The organism is Streptomyces sp. NBC_00102 (assembly GCF_026343115.1).
Taxonomy (GTDB): Bacteria; Actinomycetota; Actinomycetes; order Streptomycetales; family Streptomycetaceae; genus Streptomyces.
Map to the genome: position 1 here is coordinate 1857682 of NZ_JAPEMC010000001.1, position 25326 is coordinate 1883007.

17 protein-coding genes are annotated in these 25326 nt (G+C 71.3%); 2 read left to right on the plus strand and 15 right to left on the minus strand.

The genetic code is table 11. The annotated features are described in order from the left end of the window. Nucleotides 1–35 precede the first annotated feature (35 nt). The 4 genes from OHA55_RS08265 to OHA55_RS08280 all read right to left on the minus strand — a co-directional run bounded on the left by OHA55_RS08265 (nucleotide 36) and on the right by OHA55_RS08280 (nucleotide 4722). Nucleotides 36–1319 (minus strand): glutamate-5-semialdehyde dehydrogenase, encoded by a 1284-nt coding sequence (locus OHA55_RS08265; RefSeq protein WP_266704258.1) that lies wholly within the window; start codon nucleotides 1317–1319, stop codon nucleotides 36–38. A gap of 140 nt (nucleotides 1320–1459) precedes the next feature. Then, nucleotides 1460–1972 (minus strand): hypothetical protein, encoded by a 513-nt coding sequence (locus OHA55_RS08270; RefSeq protein WP_266704260.1) that lies wholly within the window; start codon nucleotides 1970–1972, stop codon nucleotides 1460–1462. A 122-nt stretch (nucleotides 1973–2094) separates the two neighbouring features. Beyond that, nucleotides 2095–3222 carry a glutamate 5-kinase gene (gene proB / locus OHA55_RS08275; protein WP_266710479.1) on the minus strand — a complete coding sequence of 376 codons (1128 nt, stop codon included), beginning with the start codon at nucleotides 3220–3222 and terminating at the stop codon, nucleotides 2095–2097. Nucleotides 3223–3486: 264 nt separating this feature from the next. Beyond that, nucleotides 3487–4722, minus strand: a complete 1236-nt coding sequence (locus tag OHA55_RS08280; protein WP_266704262.1) for an acyltransferase — start codon at nucleotides 4720–4722, stop codon at nucleotides 3487–3489. Nucleotides 4723–5050: 328 nt separating this feature from the next. Here OHA55_RS08280 and OHA55_RS08285 point away from each other — a divergent pair, with 328 nt between their 5' ends. Next, nucleotides 5051–7081 (plus strand): glycosyltransferase family 2 protein, encoded by a 2031-nt coding sequence (locus tag OHA55_RS08285; protein ID WP_266704264.1) that lies wholly within the window; start codon nucleotides 5051–5053, stop codon nucleotides 7079–7081. A gap of 93 nt (nucleotides 7082–7174) precedes the next feature. Beyond that, nucleotides 7175–7774, plus strand: a complete 600-nt coding sequence (gene rfbC / locus OHA55_RS08290) for a dTDP-4-dehydrorhamnose 3,5-epimerase (protein WP_266710481.1) — start codon at nucleotides 7175–7177, stop codon at nucleotides 7772–7774. Nucleotides 7775–7921: 147 nt separating this feature from the next. On the opposite strand, the gene rfbD is transcribed toward rfbC, so the two are convergent. The 11 genes from rfbD to OHA55_RS08345 all read right to left on the minus strand — a co-directional run bounded on the left by rfbD (nucleotide 7922) and on the right by OHA55_RS08345 (nucleotide 25111). After that, nucleotides 7922–8806 carry a dTDP-4-dehydrorhamnose reductase gene (gene rfbD, locus OHA55_RS08295; protein WP_266704266.1) on the minus strand — a complete coding sequence of 295 codons (885 nt, stop codon included), beginning with the start codon at nucleotides 8804–8806 and terminating at the stop codon, nucleotides 7922–7924. Next, nucleotides 8803–9789: a dTDP-glucose 4,6-dehydratase gene (gene rfbB / locus OHA55_RS08300; RefSeq protein ID WP_266704268.1), complete on the minus strand. Its 987-nt coding sequence runs from the start codon at nucleotides 9787–9789 to the stop codon at nucleotides 8803–8805. Before rfbB ends, rfbD begins: the two co-directional genes overlap by 4 nt. Beyond that, on the minus strand, nucleotides 9786–10856 hold the full coding sequence (locus tag OHA55_RS08305) for a glucose-1-phosphate thymidylyltransferase (protein ID WP_266704270.1): 1071 nt from the start codon (nucleotides 10854–10856) through the stop codon (nucleotides 9786–9788). The genes rfbB and OHA55_RS08305 overlap by 4 nt, the downstream gene beginning before the upstream one ends. 163 nt (nucleotides 10857–11019) lie before the next feature. Then, nucleotides 11020–12252 (minus strand): glycosyltransferase family 2 protein, encoded by a 1233-nt coding sequence (locus OHA55_RS08310; protein ID WP_266704272.1) that lies wholly within the window; start codon nucleotides 12250–12252, stop codon nucleotides 11020–11022. A 146-nt stretch (nucleotides 12253–12398) separates the two neighbouring features. Beyond that, nucleotides 12399–14444: a hypothetical protein gene (locus OHA55_RS08315; protein WP_266704274.1), complete on the minus strand. Its 2046-nt coding sequence runs from the start codon at nucleotides 14442–14444 to the stop codon at nucleotides 12399–12401. A 133-nt stretch (nucleotides 14445–14577) separates the two neighbouring features. Beyond that, nucleotides 14578–16077 carry a bifunctional cytidylyltransferase/SDR family oxidoreductase gene (locus OHA55_RS08320; RefSeq protein WP_266704276.1) on the minus strand — a complete coding sequence of 500 codons (1500 nt, stop codon included), beginning with the start codon at nucleotides 16075–16077 and terminating at the stop codon, nucleotides 14578–14580. A gap of 425 nt (nucleotides 16078–16502) precedes the next feature. Beyond that, a complete protein-coding gene (gene obgE, locus OHA55_RS08325; RefSeq protein ID WP_266704278.1) occupies nucleotides 16503–17939 on the minus strand; it encodes a GTPase ObgE in 1437 nt (478 codons plus the stop codon). A gap of 139 nt (nucleotides 17940–18078) precedes the next feature. After that, the gene (gene rpmA, locus OHA55_RS08330; protein ID WP_014045902.1) at nucleotides 18079–18336 is read right to left on the minus strand and encodes a 50S ribosomal protein L27; all 258 of its coding nucleotides are present in this window, start codon (nucleotides 18334–18336) and stop codon (nucleotides 18079–18081) included. Nucleotides 18337–18347: 11 nt separating this feature from the next. Continuing rightward, a complete protein-coding gene (gene rplU / locus OHA55_RS08335) occupies nucleotides 18348–18668 on the minus strand; it encodes a 50S ribosomal protein L21 (protein ID WP_008738952.1) in 321 nt (106 codons plus the stop codon). A 287-nt stretch (nucleotides 18669–18955) separates the two neighbouring features. After that, the gene (locus tag OHA55_RS08340; protein WP_266704282.1) at nucleotides 18956–20617 is read right to left on the minus strand and encodes a glycosyltransferase family A protein; all 1662 of its coding nucleotides are present in this window, start codon (nucleotides 20615–20617) and stop codon (nucleotides 18956–18958) included. Between the two features lie 195 nt (nucleotides 20618–20812). Next, nucleotides 20813–25111: a ribonuclease E/G gene (locus tag OHA55_RS08345; protein ID WP_266704284.1), complete on the minus strand. Its 4299-nt coding sequence runs from the start codon at nucleotides 25109–25111 to the stop codon at nucleotides 20813–20815. Between the last annotated feature and the right edge of the window lie 215 nt (nucleotides 25112–25326).

Below are 25326 nucleotides of genomic sequence, written 5' to 3' on the forward strand. Positions count from 1 at the left end.
CGGGGAAGTCTCCCCGACCGGGCGGTCCCGCCGGGTTACCGGGTGTGACCGTCGCCGGTGACGATGTACTTCGTGGTGGTCAGCTCCGGCAGTCCCATCGGGCCCCGGGCGTGCAGCTTCTGGGTGGAGATGCCGATCTCCGCGCCGAATCCGAACTGGCCGCCGTCGGTGAAGCGGGTGGAGGCGTTGACGGCGACCGTCGTCGAATCGACCAGCTGGGTGAACCGGCGCGCGGCGGCCTGGGAGGTGGTGACGATCGCCTCGGTGTGACCGGAGGACCAGAGCCGGATGTGCGCCACGGCGGCGTCCAGCGAGTCCACCACGGCGGCGGCGATGTCGTAGGAGAGGTACTCCGTCTCCCAGTCCTCCGGGGTGGCCGGCACGACGGTCGCCTTGGACCTCTCGGCGTACGTCAGGACGCGTTCGTCGCCGTGCACGGTCACCCCGGCGCCGGCCAGCGCGTCCAGTGCGAGGGGCAGGAACGTGTCGGCGACGTCCTTGTGGACGAGGAGCGTCTCGGCGGAGTTGCAGACGCTCGGGCGCTGCGCCTTGGAGTTGACGAGGATGTCGACGGCCATCGCCAGGTCGGTCCGCGCGTCCACGTACACGTGGCAGTTGCCGGTGCCGGTCTCGATGACGGGGACGGTGGACTCCTCCACGACCCGGCGGATCAGCCCCGCGCCACCGCGCGGGATGAGGACGTCCACCAGGCCCCGGGCGCGCATGAGTTCGCGGACGGAGTCGTGACTCTCCCCGGGTACGAGCTGCACCGCGTCGGCCGGCAGTCCGGCGCCGCCGACCGCGTCCCGCAGCACGCGGACGAGGGCGGTGTTGGAGGCGTACGCGGACGAAGAGCCCCTCAGCAGTACGGCGTTGCCGGATTTCAGGCAGAGCACGGCGGCGTCGACGGTGACGTTGGGGCGGGCCTCGTAGATGATCCCCACCACTCCGAGCGGCACGCGGATCTGGCGCAGGTCGATGCCGTTGGGGAGGGTGGAACCGCGCACGACCTCGCCGACCGGGTCGGGCAGGGAGGCGACCTGGCGCACGTCGGCGGCGATGGCGCGGATGCGCTCGGGGGTCAGGGTGAGCCGGTCGACGACCGATTCGGCGGTGCCCGCGGCCCGGGCCCGCTCGACGTCCTCGGCGTTGGCCTCGATGATCTCGCCCGCGCGCACCTCCAGCGCGTCGGCCACGGCGAGCAGCGCGTCGTCCTTGGCTGCGCGCGGGAGCGGCGCGATGTCGGCGGCGGCGGCTCGCGCCCGGTAGGCGGCCTGCGCGACCGGGGACATGTTGTCGTACGGGGTGAGCGTGGTCATGCCCGCAGGGTAGTGCGCGGTACCGGGACGTCCGGCCGTTATCCCGTGATGCGAGACACCTCGCCGGGACGCCCGTACGAGGTCCCCCACGGGGCGCCTCAGGACGGGAACGGGCGTACGCGCCCGCTCCCGCCTCCGGCTCAGTACGGGTGCACGCCCACGGGTGCGGCGGGCGGCGGGCCGTACCCCTCGGCGACGCGCTGGTGGTAGGTCTCCCGGTCGATGACTTCGAGGCCGACGATCTCCCACGGCGGCAACTGGGCGGTGGAGCGGTGTTCGCCCCAGAGCCTCAGGGCCACGGCGGCCGCGTCGTGCAGGTCCCGGGCCTCTTCCCAGTACCGGATCTCCGCATGGTCGTTGGCGTACCGGCTGGTCAGCAGGAAGGGGTGGTCGTGGGCGAGTTGTTCGAGGCCGCGTCTGACCTCCCCGAGCGCTGTCTCGGTCCCGGACACGCAGAGCGTGATGTGCCACAGCCGGGACGGTGTGGTCTCCCCCTTCGCGGCTACCGGGTCGTGGCCGGTGGTGCGGTCCTCGGCCCGGTCGGACGTGCGGTCGGCGGGCGGACTCCGGTCGAAGCCGGTTCCCGCTCCCACGCTGGTCAGTGCGCGGGTGCCCGTTCCTCGGGGCGGCGCCCCCGGGCGCGCTCGTCTCACCGGCGGCCTCCTGTGGATGTGTTGCTGTGCTGTTGCCCTGCGTACCCCCGCTACAAAGTTGACCAGCCCGAGGCCCGGCGTGGGGCGGTTTTGGTGAAGCTCTCCGTCAGGAGTCCGGAGTTTCAGCCGATTCGGGGCGTCGAGGGGGGCAGGAGAACGACGAGGTCGTCCCTGTGTACGACCTCGCGTTCGTAGGCCGGTCCGAGTTCGCGGGCCAGATCGTGCGTGGAGCGCCCCAGCAGCTGGGGGATCTCGCGGGCGTCGAAGTTGACGAGGCCGCGTGCGACCGCCCGTCCGGCGGGGTCGCGCAGTTCGACGGGGTCACCGGCCGTGAAGTCGCCGTCCACGGCACAGATGCCCGCGGGCAGCAGGGAGGTGCGGCGTTCCACCACGGCCCGTACGGCTCCCTCGTCCAGGACGAGCGCGCCCTGCGGGGCGGAGGCGTGGGCGAGCCAGAGGAGGCGGTCGGCGGAGCGGCGGCCGGTGGGGTGGAACCAGGTTCCGGTGTCCCGGCCGGCGAGGGCGTCGGCGGCGTGCCAGGCGGAGGTGAGGACGACGGGGATGCCGGCGGCGGTGGCGATCCGGGCGGCCTCGACCTTGGTGACCATGCCGCCGGTGCCGACCCCGGCCTTGCCCGCGCTGCCGATCGTGACGCCCGCCAGGTCCTGCGGGCCGGTGACCTCGGCGATGCGTGAGGTGCCCGGGGTGCTGGGGTCGCCGTCGTAGACCCCGTCCACGTCGGAGAGGAGGACCAGGAGGTCGGCGTGGACGAGGTGGGCGACGAGGGCGGCCAGGCGGTCGTTGTCGCCGAAGCGGATCTCGTCGGTGGCGACGGTGTCGTTCTCGTTGACGACGGGCAGGGCGCCCATCCGCAGCAACTGGTCGAGGGTGCGGTAGGCGTTGCGGTAGTGGGCGCGGCGGCTGGTGTCGTCGGTCGTCAGCAGCACCTGGCCGACGCGTACGCCGTAGCGGGCGAAGGACGCCGTGTAGCGGGCCACCAGCAGCCCCTGGCCGACGCTGGCGGCCGCCTGCTGGCGGGCGAGGTCCTTCGGTCTGCGGTGGAGGCCCAGTGGGGCGAGTCCGGCGGCGATGGCGCCGCTGGAGACGAGGACGACCTCCCGCTCACCCCCGCCGCGGACCTTGGCCAGGACGTCCACGAGGGCGTCGACCCGGTCGGCGTCGAGTCCGCCCGCCGCGGTGGTGAGCGAGGAGGAGCCCACCTTGACGACGATCCTGCGGGCCTCGGTCACCTGTTGTCTTGCCACTGTCTCCGCTACCGATGTCACAGGGGCGAATGTATGCCAGCCGGGATGCCGGACGCACCGGCGTTCCGGCCCATGGACGCGGGGTGGCACTGGCGTTCGGCAGGGGTTCCGGCACGCGGGGACGCCCCGGCCGCGGTGACCGGGGCGTCCTGTGGTGGTGCGTGCGGGGCGCTGCGTGCGGGGCGCTGCGTGCGGGGCGCTGCTGGTGGTGCGTGCGGGGCGCTGTGCCCGGTGTACGCGCGTACGGGCTCAGCCGGTGAGGCTTCCGCTGTCCGCGAGGGCCCGGTCCCGGCCGAAGTCCCCGGCCGCGGCTTCCGTCTCCCCGGGGGGAGCGGGCTGGGCGGACGGCGGGGCGGTCGGGGCCGTGCGCTTGCGGCCGATGTCCTTGAGCCGCATCGCGGGCTTCTCGACCAGGTGCCAGGAGAGGGCCGCGACCAGCAGCGAGCCGGCGAGCGACAGGGCGAGGTAGGGCCAGAACCCCCAGCGGGCGAAGTCGAGAGCGGTCAGGCTCTGCTGGACGACGAACCCGTAGATGTAGACGCCGTACGAGAGGTCGTTCTTCGCCCCGACGCGGCGGAAGGGCCCGGGGAGGCGGATCGCGAGCCAGAGCAGCAGGTAGGCGAAGGCGGGGATGCCGACGACGAAGAAGTAGCCGTAGAAGACGCTGCCGAGGAACACCGCGAGGGCGAGGACGCCGAGCGGGTCGCTGACGGGGATGCGCTCGCGGTACGACTCGATCACCGCGCCGACGGCGAACGCGAAGGCGAGGTAGATCAGGATGTCCGGGTCGAACTTGCCCATGACCGGGAAGATCTCGAAGCTCAGGGCGTAGGAGGAGTCCGCGAAACCGGCCCAGAAGCGTTCCTGCAGGGCGGGTGCGATCGCGTAGCAGCCGAGGACGACGGCGACCAGCAGCACGACCCTGCGGGCCCGGGTGAGGGCGCCGGTCACGGCGAGCAGGGCGACGCCGAAGTAGCAGAACACCTCGTAGCGGAGCGACCAGAGGGCGGCGTCGATGCTGGGGCTGTGCCCCAGACCGTCACCCCTGGAGTGCGCGATGACACCGGAGACGTCGTTCTGGAGGGGGGCGACCGCCCAGTTCGAGCCCAGGTAGTCGAAGGGGCCCGCGGAATGCCCCCAGAAGCCGCCCAGGTCGCCGTTCTGCGCCCAGTAGAGGAAGGGGGCGACGACGAAGGCCGTCAGGGCGAGGCAGACCCAGAGACCGGGCAGCAGGCGCAGGGCGCGGTGCCAGAGGAAGCGGCCCGGCGGAAGCCGCTTGCCGCTGCGGGTGACGAGGATGCCGGACAGTACGAAGAAGCCGTAGACGGAGAGCTTTCCCAGGTCGGTCTGGCCGTGGCTGAATCCGTGGCCGAACTCCTTCTCGCCGAAGCCGAGCACGCTCGCGTGGCTGACGACGACCGCCGAAGCCAGGATCAGGCGGATGAACCCCAGGCTGTTGTTCCTGCCCTGGAAACAGTCCGCCACGGAACCGTGTGACCATCGAAGCCGGGGGGCCTCACTGCGGGGACGACTGATGATTGCACCTCTCTCGCTGGACCGCGTGGCGAGCCGGTTCCCCGTCCGGCTCATGAAGTCCCCCCAAGGCGGCCTGGACATAAGCCACTTGAGCTTGCAGACGGCTCACATCGCCGGAAACCTCCGTTGCACCGTACACGGCCTCCTACCCGGTCCGAACTGTTCGATGTGCCGCAACCGCTATGGTGCTTCCGGGCGGCGGCCCTCGCCCTCAATCGGTCTCCGATCCCGACACCGCCTTCGCGTTCAGGGTTCCCACAAGAGATGGGACACAGTTGTGTCAGTCAAAGTCAGCGTCATCATTCCTGTGTACAACCCGGGGAAGTACATCGATCCCGCAATCGACTCGTTGCTGCGCCAGACTCTGCCCGCGAGCGAATTCGAAGTGCTGTTCGTCAATGACGGCTCGACCGACGACACACGCGAGCGTCTCGAAAAGCTGGCGACCGAACACCCGCACTTCCGTGTGATCACCATCCCCAATTCCGGGTGGCCGGGCAAGCCTCGCAATATCGGCGTGGCGGAGGCGAAGGGCGAATACGTCCAGTTCCTCGACCAGGACGACTACTTGGCGTCCGAGGCCCTGCTGCGCCTCTACAACATGGGGCACCGCAACGGCTCCGACATCGTCATCGGCAAGGTGGCCAGTAACTTCCGCGGCGTTCCACACGGGGTTTTCAGGGTCAACCGGGAGAAGTGCACCCTGCGTGACGCACCGCTCTACGACAGCCTGACGCCGCACAAGATGTTCCGGACAGAGTTCCTCCGCGAGAACAACATCGCTTATCCGGAAGGAAAGCGGCGCCTGGAGGACCAGCTCTACATGATGCAGGCGTACTTCCCCGCGAAGGTCGTCTCCATTCTCGGCAGTTACACCTGCTACTACTACTCACGGCGCGACGACGGCCAGAACGCAGGCTCCGCGAAGCTCATTCCTTCGGGCTATTACGGAAATCTCCGCGAGGTTCTCGACGTCGTCGTGGAGAACACCGAGCCGGGCGAATTCCGCGACCTTCTGCTGCGCCGCTTCTACCGTGTGGAGATGTTGTCGCGTCTCAGTGAACCCGCCGTGCAGAAGTACGCGCCGGAGTACCGCGACGAGATGATCGACGCCGTCCAGCCCCTGGCACGTGACTTCATGCACGACGGCGTGCACAACGGGCTCGGCCCGGTCCAGCGGCTCCGCTCCACGCTGTTGCGCAACGACGACCGCCAGGGGCTGGTCCGTATCGCCCAGCTCGCCGGCTCCATCAAGGCGGCCGCCCGCCTGGAGAAGCTCGAGTGGCAGCCGGACGGCCGGATCAGGATCGACATCACCGGCCGGCTCGTGCACGGCGACGACCAGAAGCCCGTGACGCTGGTGCGCCGCGACGGCCGCCTGCACCTGCACCCCGACCTCACGGCGGACCTGCTGCCGGCCGGTGAGCTGCTGGACGTCGAGGACGACCTCGACGGCTACATGGCGGAGATCTCGCTGCGCAACCGCGAGACCGCCGTCGAGTGGCCCTGCCCCGCGAAGTTCACCTCGGCGGTCCAGGAGATCTCCTCCGGCGTCTTCGAGGTCGTCCTGACCGGCCACGGCCACGTGACTTCGGAGGGCGTCAAGAACCGCGGACGCGTCTCGCGCGGGTTCTGGGACATCTGGGTGCCGCTGCGCGGCCTCGGCGTGGTCCGCAAGGCCCGGCTCGGCGCCGACCGCGATCCCGCCGTCGACGCGGCCTGCCTGCCCGCCTCGCTGGGCTCGCCCGCCCGTGCCGTCATCCCGTACTTCACGGACCCGCACGGCAACCTCACGCTGGACGTGGCCCGCCGCGCCAAGAAGCTGGCCCAGTACCTGGAGGGCCGCCCGGTCCTGCGCACCCCCGGCGGCAGGACGGAACTGCGCCTCGACCTCGTCACGACGAGTTCCACGGCCGCGTCCAAGGCCGACCTGGTGCTGACCTCCACCGGCGGCACCGACCGGGTGCTCCCGACGACGCTCCGCCCCGTCCAGGGCCGCGCCCACGTGGTGGTGCCCGCCAAGGCGGCCGACGTGCCGCCGGGCGAGTGGAAGCTGTCGGTCCGGCTGGACGGCGCCAAGAGCGCCGCCGTGCCGCTCGCCGACGTGCGGATCGAACGGGGCGGGAAGATCGTCCTGGTGTCGGACCTGCCCGAGGTGAGCCCCGCCATGCTGAGCGCGATGGCTTCGGCACGCCGCAAGGCGACCGTGCGCAGCGCGCTGCGGACCGTGGGCGGTCCGATCGTCCGCCGGCTGCCCGCCAAGGCCCGCAAGAAGGCCCGTCGGCTCGCCGACAAGGTCTCCGGCTGACACCGGGGCCGTCCCGGTACGGGGCGGCTTTCGCACAGCCTCGCCCGAGAACGTGAAGTACACGGAAACGACAAGAACAGGAACGTGAACACCATGCGGCAGCTCGACATCGCCGGAGCCTGGGTACAGGAGCCCAAGGTCTTCCCCGACAGCCGGGGAAGCTTCCACGAGTGGTTCAAGGCCGCCGACTTCACCGAGGCGGCCGGGCACGGGCTCCAGCTCGCCCAGGCCAACTGCTCGGTGTCGAGCCGGGGCACCCTGCGCGGCATCCACTTCGCCGACGTCCCGCCGAGCCAGGCCAAGTACGTCAAGTGCGTGCGCGGCGCGGTGCTGGACGTCATCGTGGACATCCGGGTCGGCTCCCCCACGTACAAGCAGTGGGAGGCCGTCCGGCTCGACGACGTGGACCACCACGCGGTCTACCTCTCCGAGGGCCTCGGCCACGCCTTCATGGCGCTGACCGACGACGCCACCGTGGTGTACCTGTGCTCCGAGGGGTACGCCCCCGGTCGCGAGCACGGCATCAACCCGCTCGACCCGGAGCTGGGCATCGAGTGGCCCGAGGGCATCACCCCGCTGCTCTCGGACAAGGACGCGGACGCCCCGACCCTGGCCGAGGCCGAGGCGCAGGGCCTGCTGCCCTCCTACGAGGACTGCCAGGCCTACTACGAGCAGCTGCGCACCCGGGGCTGACCGGTCCGGCAGCGCCCGTACGAGAACGCCCGGCCGGGGAACACCGGCCGGGCGTTCGGCGTCTCCCACCGCGGCCGCGGGCCGGAACGCCGACGGCCGGACCCCCGCCCGGGTGGGCGGGGGTCCGGCCGTGGTGGGACCGGCGCGTCAGCCGCGCTCGGCGGCGACGAGGGCGGGGAACGCCTCGGCCAGCGCCTCGTGCCAGTCGCGGACCGGCGCGATCCCGGCGGCGGACCAGCGGTCGTGGCCGAGCACGCTGTACGCCGGACGGGGAGCGGGCCGGACGAAGGCCTCGCTGGTGGTCGGACGGACCCGCTCGGGGTCCGCGCCCAGCAGCCGGAAGATCTCCCGGGTGAAGCCGAACCAGGTCGTCTCGCCGCCGCTGGTGCCGTGGTAGACGCCGGCCGGGGCGTCGCCCGCGAGCGCGGCGCCGCCGAGGGCGACCAGGCGGTCCGCCAGGTCCACGGTCCACGTCGGCTGGCCCCGCTGGTCGTCGACGACGTCCAGGGTGTCCTTGATGCCTTCCAGCTTGATCATGGTGCGGACGAAGTTCCCGCCGCCCGCTCCGTACAGCCAGGCCGTACGGACCACGTAGCCGGTCTCCGGGAGGGTCTCCAGGACCGCGCGCTCGCCCGCGAGCTTGGTACGCCCGTAGGCGCTGCGCGGGGCGGTGGGGGCGTCCTCGGCGTACGGCTTGCCGGCGTCGCCGGCGAAGACGTAGTCCGTGGAGACCTGGAGCAGCACGGCACCGTGCTCGCGGCACGCCTCGGCGAGGACCTGGGGCCCCGTGCCGTTGACGCGCAGCGCGGCCTCCTCCTGGCTCTCCGCGTCGTCCACGGCGGTCCAGGCGGCGCAGTTGACGACGACCGCGGGGCGGTGCTCCGCGAACGCGGCGGCGACGGCGGCCGGGTCCGCGATGTCGAGCGCCGCGCGGTCGGCGGCGACCGCCTCGACGCCGTCCGCCGCCAGCCTCGCCAGGACGTCCCGGCCCAGCATGCCGCCGGCTCCGGTCACCAGCCAGACGGGGCTCACAGGGCGGCCCGGTCCTTCAGCGGCTCCCACCAGGCGCGGTTGTCGCGGTACCACTGCACGGTCTCGGCGAGGCCCTGCTTGAAGTCCTTGCGCGGGACGTAGCCGAGCTCCTCGCGGATCTTGGTGCAGTCCACGGAGTAGCGGCGGTCGTGGCCCTTGCGGTCCTCGACGTAGGTGACGCTGGTCTCCCAGTCGGCGCCGCAGGCTTCCAGCAGCAGTCCGGTGAGCTCCTTGTTGGAGAGCTCGGTGCCGCCGCCGATGTTGTAGACCTCGCCGGCGCGGCCCTTGGTGCGGACCAGCTCGATGCCCTGGACGTGGTCGTCGATGTGCAGCCAGTCGCGGACGTTGGCGCCGTCGCCGTAGAGCGGGACGGTCTTGCCGTCGAGCAGGTTGGTGACGAAGAGCGGGATGACCTTCTCGGGGAAGTGGTGGTGCCCGTAGTTGTTGGAGCAGCGGGTCACCCGCACGTCGAGGCCGTGGGTGCGGTGGTACGAGAGCGCGATGAGGTCGCTGGACGCCTTCGCCGAGGAGTACGGCGAGTTGGGCTCCAGCGGGTGCGTCTCGGGCCAGGAGCCCTCGTCGATCGAACCGTAGACCTCGTCGGTGGAGATGTGCACGAAGGTCTTGATCCCGGCCAGGTGCGCGGCGTGGATCAGGGTGTGGGTGCCCACGACGTTCGTGCGGACGAACTCGGCGCCCCCGTCGATGGAGCGGTCCACGTGCGACTCGGCGGCGAAGTGCACCACCTGGTCGTGGTCGGCCATGAGCTTGCCGACGAGCTCGGCGTCGCAGATGTCGCCCTGCACGAAGGAGAAGCCCGGGTGGTCACGGACCTCGTCGAGGTTGGCGGGGTTGCCCGCGTAGGTGAGCTTGTCCAGCACCGTGACGGTGATGTCGCCGGGGCCCTGGGGGCCGAGGACGGTACGGACGTAGTGCGAGCCGATGAAGCCGGCTCCGCCGGTCACCAGGATGTTGGTCGTCATGAGGAGATCTGCACCTTGCTGTGGTCGCCGAGGACAAGTCGGTGGGCGGACGGGTTGCGGGGCGCCGGGGTGACCTCGACGTCGCGGCCGATGAGCGACGCCTCCACGCGGCGGACGCCGGTGATGGAGGCCCCCCGGAGCACGATGGAGTACTCGATCTCGCTGTCCTCGATCCGGCAGCCCTCGGAGATCGAGGTGAACGGACCGACGTACGCGTCGCTGATCACCGAACCGGCCCCGATGATCGCGGGACCGACGATGCGGCTGCCGGTGACCTTCGCGCCGGGCTCGATCCGCACGCGGCCGATGATCTCGCTGTGTTCGTCCACCTCCGCGCCGTCCGCGGCCGGTTCGACGGTCTCCAGGACGGACCGGTTGACCTCCAGCATGTCGGTGACGTTGCCGGTGTCCTTCCAGTAGCCGGAGATCGTGGTGGAACGGACGTTGCGCTGCTGGTCGATCAGCCACTGGATGGCGTGGGTGATCTCCAGCTCGCCGCGCCAGGACGGCTCGATCGAGCGGACGGCCTCGTGGATCGCCGGGGTGAAGAGGTAGACGCCGACGAGGGCGAGGTCGCTCTTGGGCTCCTTCGGCTTCTCCTCCAGGGCGACGACACGTCCGTCGGCGTCCAGTTCGGCGACGCCGAAGGAGGTCGGGTTGGGAACCCGGGTCAGCAGGATCTGCGCGTCGGGGCGGTCCCCGCGGAAGCCCTCGACCAGGCCGGTGATGCCGCCGACGATGAAGTTGTCGCCGAGGTACATCACGAAGTCGTCGTCGCCGAGGAAGTCGCTCGCGATGAGCACCGCGTGCGCCAGGCCGAGAGGCGCCTCCTGCGGGATGTAGGTGACCTTGATGCCGAGCGCGGAGCCGTCGCCGACCGCTTCGCGGATCTCGGCGGCGGTGTCACCCACGATGATGCCGACCTCGGTGATGCCGGCGTCCGCGATCGCTTCGAGTCCGTAGAAGAGGACCGGCTTGTTGGCGACCGGCACCAATTGCTTCGCGGACGTGTGGGTGATCGGGCGCAGGCGCGTGCCCGCCCCACCGGAGAGTACGAGTGCCTTCACGTGTGCTGTCCCCAAGCTGCGTGGTCGTTGGCCGGAAGCCGGATGGCAGGCGTTCCCGAGGCCGCTTTCATTCCATGGGATATTACTTCGAGTTTCCGCACGGTATCCCGGCGAGTAACCCGGCCTCCCACGCATCCGGCCGGCCGCTCCGGCTTCCGCGGGGTCAGACGGAGGACTTCCACCGCCTCATGTCACGACGAACCCGGCGAACCACCCTGCGCGCCAGCGTGGGCGCGGCCTCGCCCTGCCCCGGCTTCGGCCTGGCGGGTGCCTGCAGCCGCTTACTCACGGACCACTCCGGCACCGTCATCTCGAACACCTCGTCGGGGATGTCCGCCCCGGGCTTCCTGAAGTGCGGGTACGCGAGGTAGACGGCGTCCCCCTGGTCGGCCCGGACGACCTTCGGCGTGTGCCGGGCGGCGATGTAACGGTGCATCTCGGCCAGCAGGTCCAGCCGGCCACGGGCGACGCATTCGAGCCGGAGGCGCTCGTTCACCTTGATCAGCTTCGCGACGCCCGGGGTCCAGTACTTCGCGATCGGGGCGGCCAGCCGCAGTTTGTGGGCGCGAACCTGCTCGCTCTCCTCGACCACGGCAGGGCCGAACTGCTGGATCAGCCCCACGGTGAACGGGCGCGCCATCAGGAAGTCGCGCTTCGGGCCCTCGGGCACCAGCGCCGCGATGAGCTCGACCAGCGCCGTCAGCGCCTCGAACCGGGGCTCGTAACCGCCGCTGCGGGTCACGTGCAGGCCGTCGTCGCGGCCCACCAGGTAGTAGCAGACGTATTCGGAGACGACGGAGACACCGGCGCCCAGGAGATACGCCGCCATGGTGAAGAGGGCGTCCTCGCCGGTGCTCATCGACTCGTCGAAGGTGATCCCGTGGCGGACGAGCAGTTCGCGGCGGAAGAGCTTCTGGGCGCTGAGGGTGTAGATCACGCGGGAGGCGAAGACGTCGACGCGCTCCTCGTCCTGGCGCTTCCACATCGATCCCGCGGCACCGCGGTTGACCCCCACCATCTTGCCGAGCACCACGTCGGTGCCGGCCTTGTCGGCAATTGCGACCATGCGCTCCAGCGCCTCGAAGCCGAGGAAGTCGTCGGCGTCGAGGAAGAAGACGAACCGGCCGCGCGCCCTGGCGAGGCCCACGTTGCGCGGGCCGCTCGGGCCGCCGGAGTTGGCCTGGTGGATCACGGTGGTGGGAACGGCGGTGCGTGCGGCGAACTCGTCCAGGTACGCACCGGTACCGTCCGTCGACCCGTCGTCGACCGCGATGATTTCGAAGCGGTCCGCGGGGAGGGTCTGCGCGTCCAACGACTGGAGGCAGCGGACGAGATAAGGCATGGCTTCATAGGCGCCGATAATCACACTGACGTCTGGAATTCGAATGTCGTTCACGAATACACATGACAGCGAACGCGCAGAATTAGTTTTGCGCGTCCCGCAAGTGCGAAACGTGACGTACATCACAATGGCCCGTTCCGATCCGGCAAGGGATCGTAACGGGCCATTGATCATTTCTTTTCGATCATCCGCGGCGGAATTCAGCCACCCACGGGCTCACCGAGATGAGCGGTACCGAGATTGCGCGCCTCGGCCTTGGCGGCCAGCGCCTGGACGGCACGGTCGAACCGGACGAGCGAGGACGGCTCGTCGGGGCCGAGCAGGTATGCCTTCAGCTCCCGCCGGCCCTCGGCCAGGTCGTCCGCGGCCGGGTCGGACACGGCCGCGAGCAGCCGGTCCAGCTCGCTCGCGTCGTTGGAGAGGACCACCGCGGCCCGGACGGCCGTGTTCTGGCGCTTGAACTCCTCCTCGCCCAGCTCGGCCGAGTCGGTCACCGCGTACGGCTTGCCGCTGGCGATGAAGTCGGAGACCACGCTGGAGATGTCCGAGACCATCGCGTCCGACTCGTTGAAGCAGTCGTACAGACGCATGGTCGACCCCGAGATGACCTGGTGCTGCCACCAGCCCCGGGAGCGCCAGTAGGCGGTGTTCCAGTCGTCCCGCAGCTTCGCGGTCTCGGCCTCGCGCGCCGGGTCGGCCAGCGAGTTGCGGGAGAGTTCGGCCTCGTCACGGGCCGTCTCGCCGGTGCCGCCCGCCAGCTCGGCGAGCCGCGCCTCGATGCGGGCCAGCTCGGCAGCGGCCTCGGCCTGCTCGCCCTTGAGCGCCTCGCCCTGCTCGGCCCAGCGCGGGTCGGTGGCGCGGCGGGCCGCCGCCTCCTCGATCATCGCGGTGATCCGCAGATGCGCGGCGGCGGCCTTGCGGCTGCGGGTGCCGGTGAACGGGTGCGGCTTGTAGAGGAGCCGGACGGGCTTCTCGGACTCCAGCAGCCGGCGGACGATGTTCTCACCGGCGAGCAGCAGCGAGGTGTTGCCCGGGTTGTCGTCCCAGCCCTCCCAGGTGGGGGCGTACAGCACGGTCGGGACGGCGTTCTTCGGCGTGCCGGTCCAGGACCGGATGGTCGCCAGCTGCGGCCGTCCGACCTCCACGATGTCCTCGTCGCGGACGCCGACGTCGGCCAGCGCGTACCGGTCGCGGCCCGCCCGGCCCGCCGTCCAGACCTCGTCGTACGCCTTGCTGTACGGGTTGACGCTGGCCAGCTTGTCGCTGTCGCCGTGCCCGATGAAGACGTGCTTCATGGTCGGCACCCGCAGCATGTGGATGTTCTTGCCGACGTTCGCCGCGTAGAGCGCGACCCGCACGGTCGAAAGGTCCATGTTCATCAGGTGCACGCCGCCCGGGACGCAGAGGACCGGGACGGAGGTGTTGGCGAGCTGCGGGACGATGGACCGCTCGCGCAGCAGGACCAGCGGGCGGCCCTCCAGCCGGCCCATGGTCTCCAGCCACATGTTGACCTGGTAGGCCGAGTCCTTGGAGCCGGAGAAGTAGAGGGCGACGGTCGGCTCGTACTCCCGCAGCCAGTTGTCGACGGCCGCCAGGACCTTGGCCTCCGGCGGCACGAGACGGCTGGGCCGCACGTACGGCAGCAGCGCGAGGATGTAGACGACCGCGAGGAAGAGCGTCAGCGAGAGCCCCGCGTAGGCGATCTCCTCGGTACCGCTCTTGAGCGCGACCAGCACGCCCGCCATGGCGAACACGTCGAGGTGGAGCATCTTCTCGGCCGGGCGGCTCATCAGCAGCCTCGGCGGGGCGTCCCCTATCCCCACGGGGCCGAGGTCGATGTTGCGGGTGACCACCGGCAGCTTGCGGCGGAGCCGGACGAGGGTCACCATCGCGCTCTGCGGCGCCTGGAGCCCGTAGAACGCGAGGAGGCAGGCGACCGTCGTGTAGAAGAACGCGCCCTCGCCGTACCCCATGCGCGACATGAGCAGGATGAGCAGCAGTTCGCGCACCAGGAAACGGATCGAGAGACCGGCCCGCACCGCGGCAAGGCGATTGATGAGATAGCTGCCGCAGTGGTGCAAATATCGGTCGGCCAGATACGTGACAGCGGCCGCTGCGGCGAAGAACCAGATATTGGGAATTATCGCCGCGAGCATGATGCACGGGAATCCCAGGACCAAGAGGATTGCGGCGGCGAGTTCAGAACCGCTGCCCACTCTCGCCACGCGAATGGCTTTCGAAAACACGAAGTACCGCTCCCGAGGGTTCCGACTAATACCTTGCGGGGAAATTGTGAAGAAATAGCTTCACGAATTCGGACCCCTGCCATTCACGCGAAGGTGAACGCCAGGGGTCCGAATGGTGGATTGTCAAGCAGTATTACACATCAGCCTGTCGGTCCAGCACGGCGGCCAGCGCCTGCTCGAAGCCCGACGCCTCGGAGGCACCCCGGGTCGGATCCTGCTGCCGGACGTCGATGACGTGCCCGGTCATCTCGGAGAGCAGCACGTCGAGCGAGGTCCGGGCCACCGCCTCGGAGGAGAGCAGCGAGCCGGAGGGCTCGTCGCCGAAGGCCTTCGTACGCATCGGGGTGGCGGTGCGCTCCGGGTTCACGCAGTTCACGCGCACCCCGTCGCCGGCCCACTCGTCCGACAGCGCCTGGGTGAGGTTCACCATGGCGGCCTTGGTGGAGGAGTACAGGCTGTACTCGGCCCGGCCCCGGGTGTAGCTGCTGGAGGTGTAGAGGAGCAGCTGGCCCTTGGACTCGGCGAGGTACTTGTGCGAGGCGCGGGCGATCTGGACCGGCGCGAGGTAGTTGACGTTCAGGGCTTCCTGGATCGTCGCGTTGTCCGTCTCGGCCAGCTTGCCGATCCGCAGCACCCCGGCGGTGTTGACGACGTAGTCGACCCGGCCGGTCTCGGCATAGGCCGTGGAGAGCGCGTCGTCGATGTGCTCCGGGTTCTCCACGTGCGTGCCCGTGGTGGACCGGCCGAGCGCGTAGACCTTGGCGCCGAACGACTCGGCGAGGGCGGCGATGTCCGCGCCGATCCCGTAGGAGCCGCCGAAGACGACCATGGTCTTCCCGGTCAGCGCGTCCCGGTAGGCCGCGTCGTCGGCCGGCGACGGCACGGCCGTGGAGGCCAGCTGGAAGAGCTTGTCCGCGATGAAGACGTCGACCGGCTGGGTCACCTTCATGTTGTACTCGTCGCCGGCGACGACGTAGATCGGTACGTCGGGCAGGTACTTCAGGACCACCGAGCAGTCGTCGGTCGCCTGGAAGTTCGGGTCGCCGGCAGCGACCTCGTAGGCCCGGCGGATGGTGGAGAGCTTGAACGCCTGCGGCGTCTGGCCCCGGCGCAGGCGGGAGCGGTCGGGGACCTCGGTGATGAACTCGCCGTCGCCGCCGTGCGTGCGGGTCACGATGATCGTGTCCGCGGACGGGATGGCGACGTCCACCGCCTCGTAGCGCCCGAGGGCGTCCACGCAGTCGGTGATCACGCGCTGGGACAGCAGGGGACGCACGGCGTCGTGGAAGAGGACGTTGCGGTCCTCACCCTCCGCCAGGCCCTCGCCGAGCACGGAGATGGCCCGCTCGGTGGTCTCGTTGCGCGTCGTCCCGCCCTCGATGACCTTGACGACCTTGGTCAGGCCGGCCTTCGCGACGATCTTCTCGACGTCGGGGACATAGCCGGGCGCCATCAGCACGATGATGTCGTCGATCGACTCGGACTGCTGGAAGATCGACAGGGTGTGCTCGATGACAGCCTTGCCTGCGATCTTCAGCAGCTGCTTGGGGATGGACAGCCCCACGCGCTGACCGGTACCCCCGGCGAGCACGACTGCGGTGGTACGGGCTTGGGCTATGTGCTGCACAGACACAGACGACCTACCTTGCGAGGGCTCGGGAACCCCCCGATGGTTGCACTCTCCGTTACCATCTCGCAAGGTGGACGTCGAGTGGTGGTCGTACGGACGACACCCGCCGTTCCCGTGTGAGCAGGGCCGTTACCTGCGAAAGTGCCTCACGGGCAGGTGACCGACACCACACGGCTGAGCGTCCTGGAGCCCGCCTGAGCGGGGTGGCGGCCTTGCCGTTTCACCCGACCGGCCGACACGCGCCACTCCTCCCACCCGGCTCTCGCCCGTCCGGCGAGCCCCCGCGGGGCGTCGGCGAGGCCCGTCGGACTCCCCCCGAAACGCGTGAGGGCCTCCCCGCCGGCCACCGCCCGGGGCCCGTGGGTCCCGCTGCGGTGTCCGGCGGAGAGGCCCTCACCGGACTTCACCGCCCGGTGCCCCTCACTGCTTTAGAAGGGGTCGAACTCGTCGTATTCCTTCTGCGCGTCGTCCCGCTCGGCGTCGCGGTCCCGGCGGCGCTGCGCGGCCGGGCGGGGGGCCTCCATGCGGTGGTCCTCGCCGCGGCGGCCGAGCATCTCGGCGCCGGCCATCATCGTCGGCTCCCAGTCGAAGACGACCGCGTTCTCCTCGGGGCCGATGGCCACGCCGTCGCCAGCGCGGGCTCCGGCCTTCATCAGGGCCGTCTCGACGCCGAGGCGGTTCAGCCGGTCCGCGAGGTAGCCGACGGCCTCGTCGTTGTTGAAGTCGGTCTGGCGCACCCAGCGTTCGGGCTTCTCGCCGCGCACCCGGTAGATGCCCTCTTCGTCGACGGCCACGGTGAACCCGGTGTCGTCCACGGCCTTCGGGCGGATGACGACCCGGGTCGTCTCCTCCACCGGCTTGGCGGCACGTGCCTCGGCGACGATCCCGGCCAGTGCGTACGAGAGGTCGTTGAGCCCCTTGTGCGCGAGGGCGGAGACCTCGAAGACGCGGTAGCCCCGCGCCTCCAGCTCCGGGCGGATCATGTCGGCGACGTCCTGGCCGTCCGGGATGTCGACCTTGTTCAGGACGACGATGCGGGGCCGGTCCTCCAGGCCGCCGTACTGGCGCAGCTCCTCCTCGATGATGTCGAGGTCGGAGACGGGGTCGCGGTCGGACTCCAGCGTCGCCGTGTCCAGTACGTGCACGAGCACCGAGCAGCGCTCGACGTGGCGGAGGAACTCCAGGCCCAGCCCGCGGCCCTGGCTGGCGCCGGGGATGAGGCCGGGGACGTCGGCGATGGTGTAGACGTTCGCGCCGGCGGTGACGACACCGAGGTTCGGTACGAGCGTGGTGAACGGGTAGTCCGCGATCTTCGGCTTGGCCGCCGAGAGCACCGAGATCAGCGAGGACTTGCCCGCGCTCGGGTAGCCGACCAGCGCCACGTCGGCGACGGTCTTGAGCTCCAGGACGATGTCGCGCGACTCGCCCGGCTCGCCGAGGAGCGCGAAGCCGGGGGCCTTGCGGCGGGCCGATGCCAGCGCGGCGTTGCCGAGGCCGCCTCGGCCGCCCTGTCCGGCGACGAAGGTGGTGCCCTGACCGACCAGGTCGGCGAGGACGTTGCCTTCCTTGTCGAGGACGACGGTGCCGTCCGGCACGAGCAGGACCAGGTCCTGGCCGTCCTTGCCCGAACGGTTGTCACCCGCGCCGGGCTGGCCGCTGGTGGCCTTGCGGTGGGGGTGGTGGTGGTAGTCGAGCAGGGTGGTCACGGCCTGATCGACGACGAGCGTCACGTCGCCGCCGCGTCCGCCGTTGCCGCCGTCGGGTCCACCGAGGGGCTTGAACTTCTCACGGTGGACGGAGGCACAGCCGTGGCCTCCGTTACCCGCGGCGGCATGGAGCTCGACGCGGTCCACGAAGGTGGTCATGGTGGGTGCCTCCAGGTACTGCTGTCTAAGGATGTGTCTCTGATGTAACACGCCGAGGGCGGACCCGCTTCCCCGTCGACCGGGAAAGCTGAGATCCGCCCTCGGAAGGTGTTGCGTCGTTACCGTGCTCGCCGGAAGATCAGGCGGCGACGGGAACGATGTTGACGACCTTGCGGCCGCGGTGCGTACCGAACTCCACCGCACCGGCGGTCAGCGCGAACAGCGTGTCGTCGCCGCCACGGCCGACGCCCGTGCCCGGGTGGAAGTGGGTGCCGCGCTGGCGGACCAGGATCTCACCGGCGTTGACGGCCTGACCGCCGAAGCGCTTCACGCCGAGCCGCTGAGCGTTGGAGTCGCGCCCGTTCCGAGTGGACGATGCGCCCTTCTTGTGTGCCATGTCTCAGTCCCTTACTTCGCAGCCGCGGGGATACCGGTGACCTTGATCGCCGTGTACTGCTGGCGGTGACCCTGGCGACGGCGGTAGCCGGTCTTGTTCTTGTAGCGAAGGATGTCGATCTTCGCGCCCTTGTGGTGGTCCACGATCTCGGCCTGGACCTTGATGCCGGCCAGGACCCACGGGTCGCTGGTCACGGCGTCGCCGTCGACAACGAGCAGGGTCGAGAGCTCGACCGTGTCGCCAACCTTGGCAGTGGAAATCTTGTCAACCTCAACGATGTCACCGACAGCAACCTTGTGCTGGCGGCCACCGCTGCGCACGATGGCGTACACGCGGATCTCTCTCTCGCTCGGAACGGATCCCCCTGATGCCAGCCGCTCGCACGGGCCGGGGCCCGGGACGATCCGGAAGGATGAGCGGCCTCTCCTGGCGCGGAACCGCACCGGGAGGGATGTGCTCAGGGGTAGGCGCACAGACAAACACGCCGAGGGTCAAGGCTACGGGGCCACCGCCCAACCGGTCAAACCGCCCCCGACGCGCCCGGGCAGGACCAGGCAGGCACCGTCCCGCCTCAGCCCCGTCCCGCCTCAGCCCCGTCCCGCCTCGGCCCCGTCCCGCCTCAGCTCTGTCCCGGCAGCCGGCGGCGGACCGCCGCGGCGTACCGGCGTACGGCCTTGCGCTGCCTGGGGGGCAGCCTCCGCAGCGCACCGCGGTAGATCCGGCGCAGCCCGGTCGGCGGCGGCTTCGGGGCGGGCTTGGGCTTCGTGACGATGAGCCTCAGCTGGCCGCCCCTGCCGGACCAGTCCGCGCGGACGGTGCGTCCGGTGGTGCCGAGCGGGACCGAGCCGAGCGCCACCCGCTGGGCGGCGTCGGCCGGGGTGAGCCGGGGGCGGCGGCCGACGCCCAGTACCTGGACCCCGAACCACACCTCGTACGTGCCGGGTTCGAGCGGTTCGCCGCCCGCCAGCGTCAGCGGGTCGATCACCGCCCCGCCCTCCACCACCACCTGGCTGAGCCCGTCCCCGAGGCTCTCGACCTGCGGCAGCAGGGTGTCCTCGGCGTGCCACCAGACGTTGCGCCGGAGGTCGTGGACGAACACCTCGCCGTTCGCGTAAGAGGTCGGATCGAGGACGGGCAGGTCCCCGGCACCCTCGATGCCCTCGGTGAACGCGGGGTCGAGCACGTACCCGCCGTCCTCCGTACCCGCGAGGGCCAGCGGCCCTACGCCGGTGCGCTGGAAGGTGGCACGGACGTTCATCGACAGCCGCCCGGCGGCGTCCTGTTCGGCTGCCAGGAGCTCGATGCGGGGCCGGACCTCGCTCACGCGCCGGGCCACTTCGTCCAGGGCCTCGTGCCGGTCCTCCGCCAGCAGGGTCGCGCGCAGCCGCTGCACCGCCGGCATGCCCTCGGTCACCCCGGGCGGGAAGCATTCGAGGGCCATCGAGCGCGTCGTCTCGTAGATCGCCCGCCGCTCCTCGTCCTCCGGGGCGCTCGCGGAGTACGCGGGCACGTACCGCATCAGCTCGACGCGGTACAGGCGGCGCATCAGCCGGTCCTGAAGCTCTCCGGGTTCGGTGGCGTCGGCCAGGGCCTCGATGATCATGCGCAGTCGGCGGAGGTTGTCGAGGCGGTCGAACGCGGCCCGGCTGTTGTTTCCGCCGTCGTCCCTGCGGTCCCAGATGTAGCAGGGGTAGTCGGCGAGTATGGAGACGACCTTGGCACGGGGGTAGGCGCGGACCATGAAGAGCAGGTCCTCCATGCGCCAGTACCCCTCGGGGAAGCGGAGTCCCGCCTCCTCCAGGAAAGCGCGCCGGAACAGCCGGTGCGCCGTGAGCGTCTCGATCAGCGGCGCGTCCTCCACCGTGCAGCGTTCGCGATTGCGCCGGAAGACGGGCGAGGGCCCCACCATGGAACCGGCCATCTTGCCGAGCACGATGTCGGAGCCGTTGCGGCTGCCCATGGCGTACAGGCGCTCCAGCGCCTCGGGGGTGAGCCGGTCGTCCTGGTCGACGAACTGTATGTACTCACCGCGCGCCATGGCTACGCCGACGTTGCGCGGCTTGCCCGGCCAGCCCGAGTTCTCCTGGTGGTGCACCCGTATTCGGGGGTGCTCGGCGGCGAGCCGGTCGAGCACCTCGGCCGAGCCGTCGGTCGATCCGTCGTCCACGTAGACGATCTCGTACTCGTCCTCGCCCAGGCTCTGTCCGAGCAACGACGGCGCGCAGCGCTCCAGGTACGGCCCCGCGTTGTACACGGGCACCACGACACTGACCTTCAGCATGTACTTCTCCCCCCACACATGAACACTCCCCCTACATGAACGGAACCGAGTGCCGCCCCGGTGAGGGGCGACGCCCGCCGTACTCCCCCCGCTCCCTACGTGGGAACGGTGTACGGCCGCCCCGACCACCACCGGTGGGCCGCTCCCCCGCGTCGGGGAAGCGGCCCACCGGTGTGGTGCGGGATCAGCCCGCGATCACTCCTCGGACGAACCGGCCGACGCCTGCTCGGCGGCGACGGCCTTCTTGGCCGTCCGCTTCGCCGGCGCCTTCTTGGCCGTCGTCGTCTTCTTCGCGGTCGTCGTCTTCTTGGCCGCCGCCGTCTTCTTCACGGCCGCCGCCTTCTTCGCCGGGGCCGCCTTCTTCGCCGGTGCCTTCTTGGCGGTCTTGCGCGCCGCCGTCTTCTTGGCCGGCGCGGCGTCCTCGTCGGCCTCGACGGCCTCGGCCGGGGCGTCGGCGACCTCGTCCGCCACGGCGGGCGTACCCGTCACGACGACGATCTCGGCCTGCTCGGCACCGGACGGCGAGCCCGCCGGAGCGGTCGCCTTACGGGTCGCCCGGCGGCGGGCCCGAGGGGCGGCCGGAGCCGTCTCCTCGGGGGCCGGCGCCTCGGCCGGTGCCTCGACGACCGGGTCCTCGACGGCCACCGGTTCGGCGGTGGGCTCGACGGGGGTCACCGGCTCCGCCGGGGCCGCCTGCTGCGGCGAACCGGCCGGAGAGGTCGCCTTACGGGTCGCCCTGCGGCGCGCACGCCCCTGGGGCGCGGCCTCGGCCTCGGGGGCCGCCGGAGTCTCCTCCACCGGCTCCGCCACGGGCTCCGCCACCGGTTCGGCGACCGGCTCGACGATCTCGACGGGCTTCTCCTCGACGGCCGGCGCCTGGGCCGCACCCCGGGGGGCGCCGGCCGGGGCCGACACCTTGCGGGTCGCCCGACGACGGCCGCGGCCACGGGTAGCCGCGGCCTCCGCCTCGGCGGGGCTGCTGTACAGCTCCTCGTCCGGGACGAACTCGGGCTCCGGCAGCGCCACCGGCTCGGCCACCTCGGCGGCGACCTCCGCCAGGGACTCGTGCTCGTCGTGCTCCTGCTCGTCGTGCTCGTGGCCGTGCTGGAGGTCCTGGTCCTGGCCGCCCGCGCCGCGGTGACGCTTCTTGGACCGCTTGCCGCCACCGCCGCCGCCCGACGTCGTCGGCTGCTCCATGTGCACGATGACGCCGCGCCCGTTGCAGTGGACGCAGGTCTCGGAGAACGACTCCAGCAGGCCCTGGCCGACCCGCTTACGGGTCATCTGGACGAGCCCCAGCGAGGTCACCTCGGCGACCTGGTGCTTCGTACGGTCGCGTCCCAGGCACTCCAGCAGACGCCGGAGCACCAGGTCGCGGTTGGACTCCAGCACCATGTCGATGAAGTCGACGACGACGATGCCGCCGAGGTCGCGCAGCCGCAGCTGACGCACGATCTCCTCGGCCGCCTCCAGGTTGTTCTTGGTGACGGTCTCTTCGAGGTTTCCGCCCTGACCGGTGAACTTGCCGGTGTTGACGTCGACGACGACCATCGCCTCGGTCTTGTCGATCACCAGCGAACCGCCGCTGGGCAGGTAGACCTTGCGGTCCAGCGCCTTCATCAGCTGCTCGTCGATGCGGTACGTCGCGAAGATGTCGACCTCGGAGGTCCAGCGCGACAGGCGGTCCGTCAGGTCGGGGGCGACCTGCGAGACGTATCCGTGGATCGTCTCCCAGGCGTCGTTGCCGCTGACGATGACCTTGGAGAAGTCCTCGTTGAAGATGTCGCGGACGACCCGGACGGTCATGTCCGGCTCGCCGTAGAGCAGCGTCGGCGCGTTGGAGCTGCCGGTGTTGCGCGACTTCTGCTGGATCTCCTCCCACTGGCCCTGGAGGCGCTCCACGTCACGTCGGAGCTCGTCCTCGCTCGCACCCTCGGCGGCGGTGCGCACGATGACGCCCGCGTCCTCGGGGACGATCTTCTTGAGGATGGTCTTCAGCCGGGCGCGCTCGGTGTCCGGGAGCTTGCGGCTGATCCCGGTCATCGAACCCTCGGGCACGTAGACGAGGTAACGGCCGGGCAGGGAGACCTGGCTGGTCAGACGGGCGCCCTTGTGGCCGATCGGGTCCTTCGTCACCTGGACGAGCACCGACTGGCCGGACTTGAGCGCGGTCTCGATGCGGCGGGGCCCGTGGGCCATGCCGAGCGCCTCGAAGTTGACCTCACCGGCGTACAGGACGGCGTTGCGGCCCTTGCCGATGTCGACGAAGGCGGCCTCCATCGACGGCAGGACGTTCTGGACCTTGCCCAGGTAGACGTTGCCGACGTAGCTGGTGGCCTGCTCCTTGTTGACGTAGTGCTCCACGAGCACGTTGTCCTCGAGGACGCCGATCTGGGTGCGCTCGCCGCTCTGACGGACGACCATGACCCGCTCGACGGCCTCGCGGCGGGCCAGGAACTCGGCCTCGGTGATGATCGGGACGCGGCGGCGGCCCTGCTCGCGGCCTTCGCGGCGGCGCTGCTTCTTCGCCTCCATACGGGTCGAGCCCTTGATGGACTGGACCTCGTCGAAGCCGGTACCGGGCTCGCGGTCGGCCGACTCGCGGCTGCGGCGCTCGCGCGGCTCGCGGACCTTGACGACCGTGCGCTCCGGGTCGTCGGACCCGCCGCCGTGGGTGCCGTTGTCGGTGCCGTTGTCGACCCCGTCACCGCTGCGGCGGCGACGGCGACGGCGACGACGGCTGCTGCTGGAACCGCCGGCGGCGGATTCGTGGCGCTCGTCGTCGTGGTCGTCGTCGGAGTCGGTGTCCCCGTCGGCGTCCGCGTGGGACAGGGCCTGCTGCTCGTCGGCGGAGGAGTCCGACGGGGCGGAGTGCTCCGTGTCGTAGCCCTCGTCGCCGTCGCCCGCGTCTCCGCGGCGGCGGCGCCGGCCACCGCGACGGCGGCGGCGGGACGGGCGGTCGCCGTACTCGTTGTCGTCGGCGGCCTCGTGCTCGGCCTCGGCCTCGGCCTCGGGCTCGGGAGCCTCCTCGGCCTCGGGCTCGGGAGCCTCCTCGGCCTCGGGCTCGGCGGGCGCGACGGTCTGCTCGGCCTCGGGGGCCTCGCCGCGGCGGCGGCGACGGCGACGCGGGGTCTGGCCGGCGGGCTCGACGGGCGCGGGCGCCTCGACGGCCTGCTGCGCCTCCTCGACCTCGTCGGTCTCCTCTTCCGGCTCGACGTACGGCGGGGCCGCGGCGGCAGCCGCGGCAGCGGTCTCCGGGGTCTGGAACATCGGCTCCGAGAACACCGGCGCCTGGAAGACGGCCACGGCCGGGCGCGTGGCGCGACGGCCACGGCGGACGGGCTCCTCGGTGGCGGTGAACTCAGGGCGGGTGGAGGGAGCAACCTGGCGGGTGGAGGGAGCAGCCTGCTCGGTGGAGGGAGCAGCCTGCTCGGTGGAGGGAGCGGCCGGGCGGCCGGCCGGGGCGGTGGCGCGGCGGCGCTGGCGGCCGCGCGGCGCGGACTCCGCGACCTCCTCGGGCTCGGCGGCGAGCTCCTCGGCGACGGCCTCGGGCAGGGCCTCCCCGACGGGCTCGGCGAAGGTGGTGGGTTCGGCGGCCTGCGGCGCACCGGCGGGCGAGGTGGCCTTGCGGGAGGCACGACGGCGGCCACGCGGCGCCGGAGCCTCGGCGGCCTCGTCGGCCGGCGCGGCCTGCTCGACGGGGGCCTCGGCGACCGGGGCGGTCTCGACCACGATCTCCTCGGGGGCTGCGCTCTGCGGCGCACCGGCCGGGGAGGTCGCCTTACGCACCGCACGGCGACGGCCGCGCGGGGCCTCGGCCACCGGCTCCACGTCGGCCTCGGCCGAAGCGGCCGGAGCCGCCACGGTCTCGGCGACCGGGGTCTCCTGGGCGGCGGCCTGCGGCGCACCGGCCGGGGAGGTCGCCTTACGCACCGCACGGCGGCGACCGCGCGGGGCCTCGGCCACCGGCTCCACGTCGGCCTCGGCGACCGGAGCGGTCTCGACCACGATCTCCTCGGGAGCTTCCTGCTCGGCGGCGTGCGGCGCACCCGCCGGGGCGGTCGCCTTGCGGACCGCGCGACGGCGGCCACGCGGCGCCGGAGCCTCGGCGGCCTCGTCGGCGGCCGGGGTCTCCACCGAAGCGACGGTGGCGACCGGAGCGACCGCTGCGACCGGAGCCGCCACGACCTCGGCGGCCGGGGTCTCCTGGGCGTTGGCCTGCGGCGCACCGGCCGGGGAGGTCGCCTTACGCACCGCACGGCGGCGCGGGCGGGCCGGAGCCGCCGCGTCGACGGTCTCGTCCTGGGTCTCGGCGGGCTGTGCCACGGCCTCGGCCTCGGAAGCCTGGGTCCCGTCCTGCGTCTTCGCGGCTCCGCCGGACGGCGGGCCGGCCGGGCGGGAAGCGGCGCGGCGCCTGCGGCGCGGCGGCAGCTTGTCGCCGGGGGTGTTCTCTTCGTTGTTTCCGGTCGTGCCGGATTCGGTCGGCTGGGGCATGCGGGCGGTTCTCCCGTCGCGCTCCCGGGCGCCGCGCCTGGTCCGGTCCGGCGGGGTTGTCGCGTGGTGCGCGACCCCGCTGTCCGGGGCGCGGGCGCCGCACGGGAGCTGATGTCTGGCTCGCCGGTTCCCTACGCGGTGTGCGTACGGCCTGGCGAAAGTCTTCTGGTCAGTGCGCGGCCCTACCCCGGTGGCTTCCCGGGGGCCGCGCTACA